Annotated in this window: 9 protein-coding genes; 2 read left to right on the top strand and 7 right to left on the bottom strand. The window is 43.0% G+C overall.

The window, feature by feature from the left end:
• Together PX484_RS23995 and ilvD are read right to left on the bottom strand one after the other, a co-directional pair.
• Positions 1-599: tetratricopeptide repeat protein (locus PX484_RS23995; RefSeq protein WP_288105926.1), on the bottom strand; the 599-nt coding region annotated here is incomplete at its 3' end.
• A gap of 389 nt (positions 600-988) precedes the next feature.
• Positions 989-2,674, bottom strand: a complete 1,686-nt coding sequence (ilvD, locus tag PX484_RS23990) for a dihydroxy-acid dehydratase (RefSeq protein WP_287764641.1) — start codon at positions 2,672-2,674, stop codon at positions 989-991.
• A 117-nt stretch (positions 2,675-2,791) separates the two neighbouring features.
• Between ilvD and PX484_RS23985 the strand changes: the two genes are divergently transcribed.
• On the top strand, positions 2,792-2,938 hold the full coding sequence (locus PX484_RS23985; protein WP_194018311.1) for a hypothetical protein: 147 nt from the start codon (positions 2,792-2,794) through the stop codon (positions 2,936-2,938).
• An 11-nt stretch (positions 2,939-2,949) separates the two neighbouring features.
• Here PX484_RS23985 and PX484_RS23980 read toward each other — a convergent pair whose 3' ends face one another.
• From PX484_RS23980 to PX484_RS23960, 5 genes are all read right to left on the bottom strand, one after another.
• A complete protein-coding gene (locus PX484_RS23980) occupies positions 2,950-3,111 on the bottom strand; it encodes a hypothetical protein (protein ID WP_216628728.1) in 162 nt (53 codons plus the stop codon).
• A gap of 246 nt (positions 3,112-3,357) precedes the next feature.
• Complete coding sequence (locus PX484_RS23975; protein WP_194018312.1) at positions 3,358-3,684, bottom strand: hypothetical protein; 327 nt, start codon at positions 3,682-3,684, stop codon at positions 3,358-3,360.
• Positions 3,671-4,126 (bottom strand): hypothetical protein, encoded by a 456-nt coding sequence (locus PX484_RS23970; RefSeq protein ID WP_002802289.1) that lies wholly within the window; start codon positions 4,124-4,126, stop codon positions 3,671-3,673. The genes PX484_RS23975 and PX484_RS23970 overlap by 14 nt, the downstream gene beginning before the upstream one ends.
• Before the next feature lie 136 nt (positions 4,127-4,262).
• A complete protein-coding gene (locus PX484_RS23965; RefSeq protein WP_287764637.1) occupies positions 4,263-5,018 on the bottom strand; it encodes a PEP-CTERM sorting domain-containing protein in 756 nt (251 codons plus the stop codon).
• A 58-nt stretch (positions 5,019-5,076) separates the two neighbouring features.
• Positions 5,077-17,445 (bottom strand): CARDB domain-containing protein, encoded by a 12,369-nt coding sequence (locus PX484_RS23960; protein ID WP_288105921.1) that lies wholly within the window; start codon positions 17,443-17,445, stop codon positions 5,077-5,079.
• A gap of 72 nt (positions 17,446-17,517) precedes the next feature.
• Between PX484_RS23960 and PX484_RS23955 the strand changes: the two genes are divergently transcribed.
• Positions 17,518-17,715, top strand: a 198-nt coding sequence (locus PX484_RS23955) for a hypothetical protein (RefSeq protein WP_288105918.1), incomplete at its 3' end; no start/stop codon positions are given.

Raw genomic sequence — 17,715 nt, 5'->3', positions numbered from 1 at the left:
TGTAAGATCACACCCTGTTGATACCAGGACCAGTAATCTTGCGGTCGGATATCGAGGGCGGTACGATAATTAAATAAAGCCTCTTGGGGATTGCCCCAATCCCGGAAAGCGTCGCCGCGACGATACCAGGCCCAATAATCCCGGGGTCGCACCCCCAAGGCCAGATCGTAGGAAGTGATAGCGCGTTCGTAATTTTTCAGCAATCGATAGGCCTCCCCTTGCCGGTAGGCTGCCCAATAGTCCCCCGGACTATGACTTAGGGCCCGTTGAAAACAAGCGATCGCTTTTTCGTAGTCCTTTAATTCCTGTAGATAAACACAACCTTGATCGTACCAAGCCCAATAGTTATCATCCTTTACCTGTGCGGCGTTAGCATAACTTTGAGCCGCTTCTTCATACATTCCCAAGTCTTCTAGTATCATACCCCTTTTGTACCATGCCCAATAATCATCTGGATAATATTCTAAGGCTTTTTCGTAGCTGATTAAGGCTCCAAAATAGTCCATTCTTTCTTTTAAAATATTGCCTTGGTCATACCAGTCCCGATAGGTATCTGGACGGCATTCGAGCGCTCGATAGACAGTGAGTAGATAGGTCATAGTTATTAATCTTTAACGGAGTCAGGAGTCGGTCGTCAGGAGGCAGGAGAATTAAGAATGAGCATTAATTAGGGCTGGCTGAATAAATGTGAAATGTAGGCAAGGTAAGGGTTTTGTGGCTTTACGAGCGAAACAGGTGCCAGATTTTGAGAGAATCATGCTTCAAAACCTTGTGTCTTCATCGGCCCGCGTCCTGTAGGGGCGAAGCATTCGGGCAATAACCTATCGGTGAAACCGTAGATTTTCTATCCGAATGCTTCGCCCCTACTTTTTGCCGCAAACCCTAATTAGAGCCGTCAGTCTTATCAGTTATCAGTTATCAGTGGGGGTGTTCGGTGGGCAGTGGGGGAAATGGCGATCGCAATTGATCGCCATTCCCCGTTATACTTTTAGAACAGATTCAGATCCGTTAAAGCGCCGAGACTGCTAGAGGAGACTAACTTGGCGTATTTGCCGAGAATTCCCGTTTTATAGCGTGGGGGGCGCGGTTGCCAATGGTTACGACGACGGACTAATTCTTCTTCCGATACATTTAAACTCAAGAGACGTTGACGAGCATCAATAGTGATTTGATCTCCTTCCTCTACTAGGGCAATTGTACCACCCACCGCTGCTTCTGGAGCGACGTGACCGACCACCATGCCATAGGTTCCCCCAGAAAAACGACCATCGGTAATTAATCCCACGGAATCCCCTAAACCGGCGCCGATAATTGCCGAAGTGGGGGCTAACATTTCCCGCATACCCGGTCCGCCTACTGGTCCCTCGTAACGGACAACCACCACATCCCCGGCTTTAATTTTTCCGGCTAAAATTGCCTCTAAACAGGTTTCTTCCGACTCAAACACCCGCGCAGGCCCAGTGATGACCGGAGTTTTCACGCCGCTAATTTTGGCCACGGCCCCCTCTGTGGCCAGATTTCCTTTTAAAATGGCTAAATGACCCTCTTTATAGACAGGATTGCTAAAAGGACGGATAACGTCTTGGCCTGAGGGCGGTTGGTCGGGAATATCGGCTAAAATCTCGGCGATAGTCTGACCGCTAATGGTGAGAGCATCCCCGTGTAGTAAACCATTAACCAGGAGAATTTTCATCACTTGGGGAATACCGCCGGCTTTATGCAGATCTACGGTAACGTAACGCCCGGAGGGTTTAAGATCGCAGATAACCGGTACACGCTGGCGGATGGTTTCAAAATCATCGATCGATAATTCTACCCCGATGGTGCGGGAAATGGCTAAAAGGTGCAGCACAGCGTTAGTGGAACCCCCCACCGCCATAATTACCGAAATGGCGTTTTCAAAGGCTTTACGGGTCAAAATTTGGCTAGGGAGAATCTGTTTTCTAACCGCCTCGACCAAAACCTTGGCCGATTCTTCGGTACTATCGGCTTTTTCCGCATCTTCGGCGGCCATGGTTGAGGTATAGGGTAAACTCATCCCCATGGTTTCAAAAATGGAAGACATGGTATTAGCAGTAAACATTCCACCACAGGAACCGGCCCCGGGGCAAGCGTTGCGTTCAATTCCGATGAGGTCTTCTTCACTGATTTTACCGGCGCTGTACTGTCCCACGGCTTCAAAGGAACTGACCACGGTTAAATCGCAATCTTTGTAGCGCCCCGGTTTAATCGTGCCACCATAGACGAAAATAGCGGGAATATTCATCCGGGCCATGGCAATCATTGCCCCCGGCATATTTTTGTCACAACCCCCGATAGCGAGGACTCCATCGAGACTTTGACCATTACAGACGGTTTCAATGGAATCGGCGATTACTTCCCTAGAAACGAGAGAATATTTCATTCCTTCTGTTCCCATGGAAATCCCGTCACTAATGGTGATAGTCCCGAAAAGTTGCGGCATTCCCCCCGCTAATCTGGTTCCTGCTTCGGCACGCATTGCTAAATCATTAATTCCCATGTTACAGGGGGTAATGGTGCTAAATCCGTTAGCGATGCCGATGATGGGTTTGCTAAAGTCCTCATCCCCAAAACCTACCGCTCTTAACATAGCCCGATTAGGACTGCGTTGGGTACCTTGAGTAACAATGCGACTTCTGTAGTTATCTGCCATAACTTTATCTTTCTCCAATGGCGGCTGACGGGTGCGATCGCTACTCGAATTCTCCAATCGCACCTTTATTTCTATTTTCTGACTTTTGGCCGCTCTGAGCAGGTTTTAGGACAGTCCATGTCTAAAGAAAATATAAAACTGCGGGATGATTCAGGGAACAGCCATCAGGAATCAGGAATCAGCAGTCAGACGAAATCCTGTTTAAAAAGTATGGGAGGGTGGCAAGCGCTAGAGTTGCAAAAGAACAAGCTTGAGCATTTGTAATAAAATTTCCCCTAATCAGTTTCAGTGCAGTACAGGTTATCGGCAAAAGCATCCATAATTAGGGTTTGCTGAATAAATGTGAAATGTAGGCAAGGTAGAGGTTTTGTGGCTTTTCTCGCTCCCACAGGTGCAAGATTTTGAGAGAATCGTGCTTCAAAACCTTGCGTCTTCATCGGCCCGCGTCCTGTAGGGGCGATGAATTCGGGCAATAACCTATCGGTGAAACCAGAGATTTTCTATCCGAATGCTTCGCGCCTACTTTTGGCCGCAAGCCCTAATTAGGGTTTGCTGAATAAATCAATTGGCTGCTGTGGGAAGCATGGCAGATGTAAAGGGTGCTAGGATTGCGCCTTGACAATATCACGGTTATTTAACCAGATATAATATAAGCTGTTCATCTGGGAAAGAAAAGGATTAATTTAGTAATACACCGAGTCATCAGAACGTTTGTAGAAATTGTAGGATGGCTTGATGCAAAATAGGGTTGGTAAACCATCAGCATCAATACAAAAGCAGATTGTCCCATTTTTTTGTAAATGGTAAGCTTCCGCAACGAAGGTTAGTTTGAAACCCGCATCCGTTGTTACCGTTAAAATTGTTGGTTCATTTTTGCTGAACAGTTCTTCATAAGATTTTTGTTCATACTCTTTACCAATCTTATCGACTTCTTGTCGGAGAATTTGATAATTACGAATGAGTGTCTGTCTTTGTTCCTTGCTTAAAGGAAATAAGTTAGCTAGTTTCATTGATTTCTCCTAATAAAAAAAAACAGAGTTCATCTAGCGGTAAATTCTTCATAGAAAAATGAGAAATATACTGCTGAATCTTACTAATTTTAATTGGGGGAAACCGTCTAAGTTCATCAGACCAATATTTCAATACTCCCACTTCTCCATAAACATATATTTGTGCCAGCCAAGATAAAAAATCTCTCAGGATAGCATCAGACATAAAATAAAATCCCCAATCTATTACATGATAGCGATCGCCGATATTATCTGGCAAATTCAAATTAACATCTGGACGTTTCTCAAATTCTGACAAGCTATATAGAGCATAATTAGACAAACCGCAATTAGAAAGATTTGCCGCCTCAGCTTCAGCCAGCCACGAATCTAGCTTTTGCCTAAAATGCTTTTCAATTCGCAAGATTTTTGAGGGAATTAATATGCAAAATTTAGCACTCATAGTTGACTTTTACCTAACCGTAAGAATAGGACACTTCAGTTATCAGTTATCTTGAAGCACCGAAGCAATTTTTGTGATATACTGACGCAGAAAAAGGGTTTCTTTAAGAAACCCTTTTTCTTGATAGCGGGTGATGTTAACAATTCTTGCGCTTGCACTTGCTGGCTAATCCTAGAGTTAATAATAGTCCGAAAATAGTATCAGGTTCGGGAACTTTGGCGATATCAGAATTATTAGTTAGTTTAATATTATCAACTAATAAAGCTGAATTGATAGTGTTATCTCCTCCCCCTGTCTTATCCACATCAACTACCCCAAACCCTAAAATATAATTTCCAGTCACCGATATTGGTATCGTGTAGGTTTGATAACCTGTTTCTTTCTTTAAATGGGAAAAAGAGGGACTGACTGGAAAACTAGATTGAATATCCGCCAAACGATATAAATTGTTATTAAGGGTAAAAAAAGCGAAATCGTTGTAATCTACATTAGCGGCATCTTCATCAGTCAGAAAATTCCAAGAAAAGCTGAAAACATCGCCAGCATTAGCAGTAATAGTCTGTTTAATAGCCGAGCCTTCAACAACCGATAGATTGCTTAACTGATTACCCGATAAGCCGAGAAATGATTCTAAATCATTAGCATTAGTCAAGGATTGACTGTCATCACAAGCACCAGTAAAAAAACAAGTTTGTAACACGGCTTGATAACTTCCGTTAACTGGTGTAACCTGAAAACTTGAAGTTTCAACGCTCGCTTGTCCACTGGTATTCCAGTCAGAAAAATTACCAGTTTCAAAACTTCCATTGACAACGGCGGCGGGGGAAGTTTCAGCCGTCGCCACTAACAAACCAGCAACAGTAATTAAGGTTAAAGTTGGGAGTTTAAACATGAGTAATTTTCCTGATATATGGTTAATTGTGAGATGGGATGTTTCGCTGGCTGTTTACTTAAGCTTGAATTAAAATGTCATTCTCATTTAGCTGTGGGATACTATTCAATGTGACAAAAAGTGCGCCATTACCTAATCCTGTCGTGGCTCCATTTTGATTGTAGAACAGATTACCTGTTGCTAAATTGTAAACGATTTTAGCATTACTGGAACCAACTAGATTTAGTTCGTTAGCCGCCTCATTGATGGTGGCAAATTCGGCGGCTTGTAAGCTATTGCCGACGGTACTAACAAGAGCATTGAAGGAGGTTTTACTCAGGATAATTTTGTCACTTCCTTTAGTAAAGTCGCTGATGTTATCAACTCCAAAATCACTGCTATTAAAGATAGCACCACTGCCAAAGAGGAATGAGTCGCTGCCATCGCCGCCGGTGAGAATGTCATTTCCTTTTCCACCAATCAGGGTGTCGTTACCTGCGCCACCGAGGAGAGTGTCATTGCCATCTAATCCCTTGAGTAGGTTATTGCCACTGTTACCGGTGATGACATTATCTAGATTGTTACCTGTGCCGTCGATGTTGGCGTTCCCTGTTAGGGTGATATTTTCGATGTTGACGGTGAGAGTGTAATTTACAGAGGATTTGATGGTGTCTTGTCCTTGGCCGGCATTTTCAATGGCTACGTCGCGGCTGCTATCGACAATGTAGGTGTCGTCACCGGGACCGCCTGCGAGTCGGTCATTTCCTATACCACCATCGAGAATATCGTTGCCTTCACCGCCGTTGACGCTATCGTTACCAGCACCAGCATTGATGTGGTCGTCGCCGCTAGTACCGTTGACGGTTTCACTGCTGGTGCTACCGTTGACGGCGTTGAGGACGTTGAGGCTAAAGCTATCGTTGGCTTTTTCTCCGGCTGAGTCGCTGGCGATTACTGTCAGGTTATAAGTACCTGAAGCAGTATCGGAGGGGGTGCCACTGAAGGTACGGGTAGCGCTATCAAAGGTGATGCCACTGGGGAGGACTGTTCCTGTGGCTAGGGTGTAGGTGAGATTATCGCCGTCAATGTCTGTGAAGGTGTTGGCGGGAATGGTGAAGCTGAAGGGTTGATTTTCTGTGGCGGTTTGATTGGCTATTTCCTGTTGCAATGTGGGTGCATCATTGACAGATGCAACTGTTATGGTGAAGCTATTGTCAACAGTTTTACCGTTAGATGTTCCCCGAATCGTAATATTAGCTATCCCAGATTGATTGTTTTGATAGTCAAGGGTTAACTGATTGTCAACGATGGTAGCAGTGACTAATCCCGGATTGTTATTGACGAATACTGATTTAACAATTGAAGTCGGTTCATTATCAATATCGGTGAAGATATTAGTTAAATCAATGACGGTATTAGCTGCATCTTCGTTAACATTGACATCAGTAATGGGATTGATGACAGTTGGTGCATCATCTACTGGGTTAACTGTGACTAGGAAAGTATTGTCAACAGTTTTACCGTTGGATGTTCCCCGAATCGTAAGATTAGCTGTCCCAGATTGATTGTTTTGATAGTCAAGGGTTAACTGATTGTCAACAATAGTAGCGGTGACTAATCCCGGATTGTTATTGACGAATACTGATTTAACAATTGAAGTCGGGTCATTATCGATGTCGGTGAAGATATTAGTTAAATCAATGACGGTATTAGCTGCATCTTCGTTAACATTGACATCAGTAATGGGATTGATGACAGTTGGTGCGTCATCTACTGGGTTAACTGTGACTAGGAAAGTGTCATCAACAGTTTTACCGTTAGATGTTCCCCGAATCGTAATATTAGCTATCCCAGATTGATTGTTTTGATAGTCAAGGGTTAACTGATTGTTAACGATGGTAGCGGTAACTAATCCTGGATTGTCATTGGCGAAGACTGATTTGACAATTGAAGTCGGGTCATTGTCGATGTCAGTGAAGACATTGCTTAAGTTAATGACGCTATTTTCTGCATCTTCAGCCACATTGACATCCGTAATCGGATTGAGGACGGTTGGTGCGTCATCTACTGGGTTAACTGTGACTATGAAAGTATCATCAACAGTTTTACCGTTAGATGTCCCACGAATCGTAAGATTAGCTGTCCCAGATTGATTGTCTTGGTAGTCGAGGGTTAACTGATTGTTAACGATGGTAGCGGTGACTAATCCTGGATTGTCATTGGCGAAGACTGATTTGACAATTGAAGTCGGGTCATTGTCGATGTCAGTGAAGACATTACTTAAGTTAATGACGCTATTTTCTGCATCTTCAGCCACATTGACATCCGTAATCGGATTGAGGACGGTTGGTGCGTCATCTACTGGGTTAACTGTAATGACAAAACTTGTGACATTAATATTACCACCTGCTCCATCGGCTACCGTAAAGCTAAAGCTATCACTGGTCGTTTCTCCGCCATTATGAATGTAGGATAGTAAGCCACTATTAATATCAGCTTGGGTAAAGGTGTTATTAACCGCTAACGTGACTCCATTGCGTTGTAAATTTCCATTTGTCGGAATCGTACTGATGGTAAAAGTCAACTGATCCGAGGTATTATCTGGATCTGTAACAGCAAGCAAACTATTAGAAATAGCAGAATTAGCGCCTTCATTAAGAGTTAAGCCTGTATTGACCGAGATTTGTGGGGGTTGATTAACTGCGCCACCGATTTGTATGGTTGCATCTGCCGTCGTCGGTGCTGCTTCTGTATTACCTGTGTTATCAACCGCAACCGAATAGAAAGAGTAGGTATGTCCGGCTGTCCCCGTGTAAGTGGCTTCGGTTAACTCAGTATTATTGAGCCAGACTGTATAATTACCGCCATTATCAGAGACATAAATAGTATAAGTCGCCAAAGCTGATCCTATATCTGTTCCTGTCCACTTAACGGTAAATTCAGGGTTATCCGTCGTGGTTGGTAAAGTATCAACTTGACTGGTGGGTTTAGTGACATCAAGAGTATTGAAAATGGGTGGGGTATCGATGGGTTCTTCCGTATCAAAGACGATCCGCGCAGTTGCGTCAATTACATCTGCGGTTTGTACAGTGTTTTTTGTTTTAATACTATAAGTAACAAAACCTTCCCCGACTCCATTTTCATCATTAGTGGGTAAAAATCCTTTTTGTGCGTCTAAAGGTGCTTCTCCCGTCTCTGGATCAACGGTACTAATCCGCCAAGTAGCGATTCCTGTAGTAGTCTCAATGGAAACAAAAACATCAACATAGAAACCCTTAGTTTCAGTTAAGTCAATTCGTCCTTGATGGAAAGCGCGATCACCAGCTAACTCATAAGTGTTACCACTCCAACCATAATCATCAACGCGGAAAGTGCGCCAATCAAGATCAGAATCTAACTGTTGAGTAATGACTACTTCTTGAGCGGGTGCAGAAGCAGTAGCAGCATTTTCAAAGCGGATGGTATAACCGAAACGTTCATTAGTATTAATCCATTGCTCATCGCCGAAACCTTTGGGTCCTAAGATATCGTTAGGGTCACGAGGACGAATTACATCGGGATCATAATCATCGTCATCATTATCATCATCGTCGTCACAATCACCAAATAAATAACATTTGAAATCGTCAATTAGATCATTTACTGTGTCCCCGATATCATCTGCTGTGTTGTCAATCCAGTCTGCAATATCACTAATCCCATCTTTGAGTTTATCTCCGATAAAATCACCTATATCGCCTATGGCATCGTCTATAGAGTCTACTAGATCCTTTAGCCCCTCCACTATATCGCCTGCTGCATCTGCGAGATCACTAATGCCATCGACTATATCCCCTATACCATCAACAAGATCATCAATTCCATCTAGTATTTGATCGATATCATTGAAATCGTTAGGCGGCTCTAATTTACCATCTAGTAAGTCGCCTATCCCATCAGCTATATTGTTTAGTCCATCCAATATATCACCTATACCCTCTACTATATCGCCAGTACCATCTCCAATTTTGTTAACTAAATCATTCAACTTATCTTCTAACTGTTGGGCTTTATCTTTGACATAACGTTCTGCTATTTCAGCTACTTGCTCCAATCCTTCGGGAGTCAAAAGATCCTTGAAGTCAGGAGTACTTCCAATTTCGAGTAAATCTTTGATTGGTAAATCTTTTAGCCCTGCATCCCAATAAGCGTCAGGATGAGTTTCATAGGCAAAGTCTCGAAAAGCATCAGTATTTCGTTCAAGTTCAGCAAAGGCACCAGGGGCGGCATTTAGACGATCTTCAATGGCTCGTTGTAAATTTTCACGGGTTTTTTCTAACCACGCTTGACCTTCAGGACTTAGTTTTTTAGCCGTTTCATTTGTAAATCGAGAAACATATTTTTCTCCATACTCTTTATAGTAATCAGGAGGTTCTTGTCCTGGATTACGCCGTTGAAAATCTTTGTAGCGAAAATCATAATAATCTAAACTTCCTAATTGATCGGGAGGATAGGGAGTTGGTTGACTCGAATCATTTAAGATATTAATTTCTTGGAAAGTGATCGTTTCAACTTCTAATGATGAAACACTTGAATCAGCTTTGCTTATATTTGTCCAGGTTATTCCATCCCAAGTAGTTAAATATTCTTGATTGCCTGTATCGCTATCTCCAAAAACTACCCAAGAAATTGCTGGTGTTCCATTGTCTTGACCCTGTAAACGCATAAAGGGTAACTGGTTGGTTGCTGGTTGAGCAGAGCTAGGAATTAAGTTTCCATTGCCCCATTGATAACTATCACCAATTTTTCTAGCGATCGCATAGTTAAAGTTATCATTATTATCTACCCAGACTGCCATTAAAATAGGGGAAGAACTATCTACTGGATCAACTACTGCTAGTAGTTGTATGCGATTTCCTTGGGCTTGAGGGATTGTAATGGGAGTTGTCCATTGAGCAGTAATCTCGTCATAGGTTGCATAAGCAATTGATCCATTTTGTACTACTAATACATGGCGACTATCATCGGACGCGACGGTCAACACCGGCTTTTCTTGAGAAGGGGGTAAATCTCTTAATAAATCTCGTGGTGGAACATAATCGACTTCTAAATTGAGAATTTGGGGTGTTGCGCTTAAATTTACCGTAATATTAATCGGTTCATCCAAGGAACCAGCCACTCTGAGTTGATAACTTCCTGCATCGAGTCCTGTTAATTCAAAATCTCCCAAGTCGTCAGTGAAAAAACTTCGCCGAACAGGGTTACTAGTATTGATTCTTTCAAGAATAATTAAACCTTGAGAGATCGAATTTCCTGTATTTATGTCTGTCAGTGTGCCTTTAAATGAGACAGAAGGAGAATAATTAGCATTCTGCTGGTAAATTTTACCGAACAGTTCATTAACATCGTAAATCGGTTCATTTTCAGGAGAAACAATAGCAGACATTTTATTGAGCAAGAGGACATATTCCCCATAAGTTCGTACCTGTGAGGCAATATTTCTAATAAAGCTATCCCACTGAGTATCAGTCAATCCACTAGGACGAATCGAAGCTTCAAAACTATTCCAATCAACAGGCGTATTATTATCCGCAGAATAAGTACGGACACTGAAGTTAACTGGATCGGTACTGCTATTGAAATATATTGGCAGTGTATTAAGATCTCCAGGTCGTAAAATTCCCTGTGGACCTTCATTACTAACACCCAATAGATGTAGTGGACCACTGGAACTTAGTCCCTTTAAAGTCGTTCCTACTTGGGTATTGGTAACACTTTCAATAATCAACAGAGGAGCGATCGCATCAGTATCACCTTCGTTACCGTAGTTAACATTGAAAATATAATTGCGGCCAGGGCGAACTTCTTCCGGTCCTGTGATGTTGGAATTTAAGTCATAACCTGTAGCTGTCTGAACCGTGATACTATCTGCCAAAATAACGCTACTACCGTCGCTATGTTTAGCTTTAAGGTCATACAAACCGATTGGATCATCAAATAGATCAAATGTGACATAAGCAAGGGTAGAATTTTCTAGATACACTTGTTCTGCTTCGATGACACTGCCATCGGAAGCGAGCAGTTGGAAGGTAGTACCTTCAATGAATTTTGCCCCGTAAATTTCTAAGGTAGCTTCGCCAAAGTTACCAATAGTGTCAGTATTTACCTTTGTAATTGAGAAAGGAATATCTTGAGCGAGAATTTGGTAACTAGGAGAACCACTAACTTGATCCCCATACGCTAAGACATAATAAGTTCCTGTTTTTTCAATGGGAATTACAATTTCCGGATCGGCGTTAAAGGGTTGGGTAGTAGTCAGATCAAATTGCCCCCGGCTCGGCATTTTCCCATAACTGACATACAATTCATTAAAGGATTGATTATTGCTGCTATCAAAACTCAGTCGGATCGCTTGTCCTACTTGAGCATCAAAACGATAATAAACTGACTGTCCTTGTCCTAAATTACCTGTATCTGGCGTTTCTAAGCCTAATTCTTCGACATCTAAGGTAATTTTACTACTAGAAACTCCGACATTATTACCCTCATTTACTTCAGAAACTTGATTGAGGATGTCACTCCGCACGATAACGTAAAAATTCCCTAAATTAACCCCCGGGACAACCCCATTTAATACCCCAGTATAACTCGCACCACTTGCAATATCTCCTGAATGATTTACTTGTCCTACTAAAGCATCACTGACATCCCACTGGGTATCTTGTGACAGATAAACGGAATCTTTCCAACTTCCGTAAGCAGTATCTGTCCCTTGGTTCTGTACAGTATAGTTAATACTGATATTTTGTCCAGGAATGCCACTGCTAGGAGTAGCAATATTAGTAACTACTAAATCCGACGGTGGAGGAATAATAATTTCCGTCGAGAATCCGTCATAATTAACATTATTGATCTCTCCTAACCGTTCATAAACGGCATTACCGCCATCCGTCACCACGAAGGCGTAAAAACGTCCCCCTAAGCCTCGCGGTATGTTAAAAGATTGAGTTGCAGTATAACTATCTCCTGCATTTAATCCCCCCGTATGGTTGCGATAGCCTAAATAAACATCGCTGTTGCGATCGAATACTTGATCACGGGATAGATAAACGGCATCATACCAACTTTGACCCGTATTGGCATCATTATTAACAACGGTCCAAGTCAAACTCAGAGATTGTCCGGCAATTCCCTGTTCTGGCGCATCCACGGCAGTGACAGCCAGATCAGCAGAAGGAGCGGGGGTAATCGGTAGAGTTCCAGTTCCCGAACCGCCTCCACTGGTACTATCGCTGGCTAAAACGTTATTATTCTCAAATGCACCTTCAATAACGTTATTATCTCGGTCAGTTTGCACTAGAACATAGTAACTGCCGTTCAAATTAACCGGAAGCGAGAAAGTACCCGTGGCACTATAACTTGCTGATGGCTCTAAGGCTCCTGAACGATAAACCGACCCTAAATTAATGTCATCACCGCTGACATTTTTATCTAAAGACAAATAAACCTGATCGTACCAATAATTGCTATTAGTACGTCCTACCCCCAAATTCGCCACCGTCCAATTGAGGGTCAGCGGCTGTCCGGGAGTCACGGTATTTGGCAGAGTAATGCTAGTAACTTGTAGATCGGGAGTATCACGAGAGATGGTGAGGGGAAAAGCACTAGAGGCATTATTTCCCTCATTGCTACCTTCATAAACGCTATTAGCCGAATCAGTGACGACAAATAGTTGATAATTGCCTTCTAAGGTAAAGGGTAAAATAACACTTTCAGTCCGACTGTAGGTACCATTGGGAGCTAAAAGTCCGGTGCGGGTGAAGCTGGCGAGGGTCAGATCATCTGCATCTCCTAAAACCTCATCGTTAGAAACTACAAGGCGATCGCTCCAACTGTTAACAATGGTATCCCCAGTTCCCTGGTTTTTCACTGTCCATTGCACGGAAATCGCCTTACCAGCTTCTCCCGTAGTCGGAATAGTTGCGTTAGTAACGACTAAATCCGCCGGTTGGGAGACAATTTGTACTTGATTGATGCTTTGAGTGACGTTATTAACATTATTTAATTCAAATACTTGATCGCCGCTATCTGTCACACCAAAGACGTAGTAGGTGCCAGTTAAGGTATTGGGTAAGGCAAAGTTAGCGGTACGATCATAACCATCACCTGGATAAAGAATGCCATACTGGCCGACACTACCCAAATTAATGTCCGTTGCCGTATTTAGTTGATTATCGCTGGAAAGATAGAAGGTATCAGTCCAATAATAATTCGGGGTTTCTGTCGCTCCAAAGTTAGTGACTCGATAATTGATGCTTAAACTGCTACCAGAACGAGCATTGTTCGGAATTGTTAAGGATTCAAACTCTAAATCTGGTGGCGGCGTTAGGGTAATGTTCGTTGCTGTGGTGTCGTAGCCACTATTGTTATTCTCAAAAACGTGCTCATAAACGTTGTTATAGATGTCGCTTTGGACAAAGAAGAAGAAACTTCCCGCCACACCAGTGGGTAAATTAACTGTTGCTGAACCGGTATAATTTGCACCGGCATTTAACGCACCACTATGGTAAAAAGTACCTAAATTGCGATCGCCTGCATCTAAAGTTGCATCCGCCGACATAAATACCCGATCATACCAAGCTGTTTCTAAAGTGCGTCCTGTACCAGCATTAGTGACAGTCCAACTCAGGTTCATCGGCTGTCCTGAGAAGGCTCCATTAGGCGCATTAACCGCCGTTACTTGTAAATCGGGAGGTGGGGTTAAATTAACATCCGTCGGCCCACCAGAACCCCAATTATCCCCTTCATTACCAACTTCGGTAACGTAGTTATAAACATCAGCTTGTACGAGGAAATAGTAATTGCCATCAATACCGCGAGGTAGGGTTACGGTTAAGCTGTTGCTATAACTATCATTCGGGTTGAGATAACTAGGATTAACTGCTTCTCCTAGATAGGTATCAGTATTGTCATAAGTAGTATCGAGGGACAAATAAACTCGATCATACCAAACAGGCGCATTAGTGGCACCAGTACCGACATTTTTCACTGTCCATTGTACGACGGTTTCTTGACTGGAAAAAGCCGTCGATGGTGCAGTTACCCCAGTAACTTGTAGATTAGGAACCGGAGCAAGTTGTAGGGAAATCGGACGATCATCTGTAGTAGTATTGTTCGATTCGTTCTGCGTTCCTTCAGCAAGTTGTCCGTAAAAATCGGTCGTTACAACCACTCGATAGTTACCGGTTAAACTGAGGGGAACGCCGTAGGATTGAGTACGATTTAAGGAGGCTCCAGCAGCCAAGCTACCTGAATATTCAAAAATTCCGACATACTGGGTGGCACTGGTCGCCGTATTAACTAAATACACATAATCATACCAAGTTCCTTCTGCGGTTGCTGCTCCTTGGTTTTTGACAGTCCAATTGATCTCAATTGGTTGTCCAGACAACGATTCAACCGGTGCGGTAATCTCACTGACAATTAAGTCGGGAGCATTGAGATTAATGGCGACAGCACGAGTATTGTTAGTTTCGTTAGTTTCTCCTTGACCTCCCGAACCATCAGCGACAAAGATTAAATAACGGTTTCCTGTGGCAAAGTTGGGGAGGTTGATATTGCGAGTAATGCTGTAACTTGCACCGGCGGCTAATGGTGTTTGGGTGGAGATTAATTCTTGGGTGATGTAAGTGTCAGCATTAGCATCAAAAATAGCATCGTTGGAGAGGTAAATGCGATCATACCAATCCGTAGGAGCGGCGCTTGTCCCTTGGTTTTGTACTGTCCAAGAAACTTCAATACTCTTACCGACTGTTCCGGTTGCAGGTACGGAAGCATTAGAAACAATTAAATCGGGAGCAGTATCGTCTGTGACATTAGAGATAGAGATTGTGAGGTTGTTTTCGTAGGATAATCCTGTATTGTCAGTCGCTTTGACTCGGATTGTATGTTGGGTGTTGGTTTCGTAATCCAATAAGCTACCATCAGCGACCACCAATTGATTATTAACGATCGCAAATCGTCCACCGGCATTATTAATCAGAGTAAACGTATGAGTGTCGTTAGTATTGTTATCCGAGGCACTTAGCAGGCCAATAACAGTATTATTAGCGCTGTTTTCAGGAACAGTACTGTTATTTAATGTGATATTCGTCGGAGCGCTATTCACCACACTCAAGACAAAGCTATCGCTTGTGGAAGCACCACTCTGATCGGTTGCTATAACTTTTAGATCATATTGTCCCGCTTGGGCCGCACTAGGATTACCACTAAAAGTGCGATCATTAAAGGTTAACCAACTGGGAAGGGTACTGCCATCGGCTAAGGTGGCTGAGTAGGTTAAAGAATCGCCAACATCGGAGTCTTGGAAAGTATTAGCAGAAATAGTGAAATTGGAAGACCGATTGCTAAAAATACTGGTATCGGTAATGGGATTAGCAACGGTGGGAACATCGTTAATTGAGTTAATAGTTAAAGCTACGGTTGATGGGTTAAGTGCGTAATTGGTTCCATCCGAACCGTTCCAAGTAAAACCAGCGATTCCGTTGTAGTTGGTGTTTGGGGTAAAGGTTAAATTGCCTAAATTTACTACAGCAATTTCTTGGTCAACAGCAACTGGACTATTATTTAACTTGAGAAGTCCGTTACTCGGTAAGTTAATAATCTTGATTTTGGCTAGGGGGACACCACTACCACTGTTAAAGACACTGGCAAAGTCATTAGCTGCAAAGGGAATGACCTGATCCTCATCTCCGGTTTTCTGAACAACGCCAATGGTAGTGATCTGGTCAACATTTACTGTCCAAAGCTCTACGCCATTTACCCCGTTATCAGCAGTGAAGTATAGTTTACCGTTGCTATAGGTTAAATTGCCAGGGTTAGAACTATTACTGCCGACATAAATATCCTTCAAAAAGACTGGATTGCCGGTCGTTGGATCAACCTTCCAAAGTTCCCACCCAGTTGTATTGTTATAGGCAGTGAAATAGAGAACGCCATTAGCATTGAGCAAGTTATAGGGGTTTGAACTGCCACTGCCGGATACAACATCAACCACACTAGGGGTTCCCGTCGCTGGGTCAATTCTCCACAGTTCAGAACCACTCGTCGGGGTAGAAGCTTGGAAGTAGAGTGTGCCGTTGACATTGGTTAAATTACTCGGCGATGAACTGCCGCTTCCTGAATTAATGTCAATCAGAACTGGATTTCCGGTGGTGTTATCAATGCGATAAAGTTCTATCCCATTAGTGCCATTAAATGCCGTGAAATACAGTGTGCCATTGACATCTGTTAGGTTGCTGACGCTGGAAGTATTACTTCCGGGATAAATATCCAGTAGAGAAACAACGCCAGTAGCCGGATTGGCTCGCCACAGTTCGGTCCCATTGACATCATCGTTAGCGGTGAAATAGAGAATGTCTCCAATTTTAATAAAGTTGCTAGGACTAGAACCCAAGGTTGTGGCATTAATGTCTTTAACTAAAGCTGTACCTTCTGGGGTGCCATCGGTTTGCCACAACTCTATCCCTTGGCTGTAATTATCAGCAGTGAAGTATAGTTTACCGTTGCTGTAGGTTAAATTGCCGGGGTTAGAACCATTACTGCCGACATAAATATCCTTCAAAAAGACTGGATTGCCGGTCGTTGGATCAAGTTTCCAAAGTTCCCACCCAGTTGTATTATTATAATAGGCAGTGAAATAGAGAACGCCATTAGCATTGAGCAAGTTATAGGGAGAAGAACTACTGCTACCCGACACAATATCAATTAAAGCCGGATTGCTGGTGGCGTTATCAATGCGATAAAGTTCTGTCCCAGTTGCGCTAGTCGTAGCGGTAAAGTAAAGTATCCCGTTGACATTGGTTAAATTACTCGGCGATGAACTGCCACTTCCGGCTGAATTAATATCAATCAGAACTGGATTTCCTGTGGTGTTATTGATGCGATAAAGTTCTGTCCCAGTTGCGCTAGTCGTAGCGGTAAAATACAGTGTGCCATTGACATTAGTTAGGTTAGCAGGACTGGAGCTTGATGCACCTGAATGAACATCCACAACTTCAGGATTGCCAGTGGTAGAGTTGATGCGCCAGAGTTCGGTTCCGTAAGTGGGATTATTAGCGGTAAAGTAGAGAACTCCGCCAAGATCAATCAAATTACTTACATTTGGGGTACTGGAGCCGATATAGATTTCTAAAGGAACTGTACCTTGTGCTGTCCCGTCGCTACGCCATAATTCTCGACCATTCACCCCATCATCAGCGGTAAAGTATAAGACGTTGCCAACTGCGTAGAGCGTGGTGGGACTGGAACTATTACTTCCAGTGCCAATATCTTTAACTAAAACTGGATTACCACTCGCGTCTAGCTTCCATAATTCTGTCCCGTTGGCACTGTTGTTTGCCGTAAAAAAGACTGTACCATTGACATTAGTAAAGTTCTGAGGAGATGAACTACCACTCCCTGTCACCACATCAATTAATACGGCATTGCCTGTGGTGTTGTTGATTCGGTAAAGTTCGCTTCCAGTAGCAGAATTATAGGCTTGGAAATAGAGGGTGCCATTGACATTGGTGAGATATTCTACATACTGAGTACCAGAAACCTGGACAACATTGCCTGTGGCGGGGTCAATTGTATAAAGGGGACGGTAAATTGTAAACTCATTATTCCAATTGGAGTTGCGGAAGTAGAGGCGGTCTCCTACCCGGGTAAATTGGTCAAGGTATCCGGCATCATCGTT

It is taken from the genome of Microcystis sp. M49636_WE2, from assembly GCF_030065375.1.
GTDB classification, from domain to species: Bacteria; Cyanobacteriota; Cyanobacteriia; order Cyanobacteriales; family Microcystaceae; genus Microcystis; species Microcystis aeruginosa_C.
The sequence above is the reverse complement of the archived record's forward strand: the minus strand, read 5'-3'. Positions and strand labels throughout refer to the sequence as shown.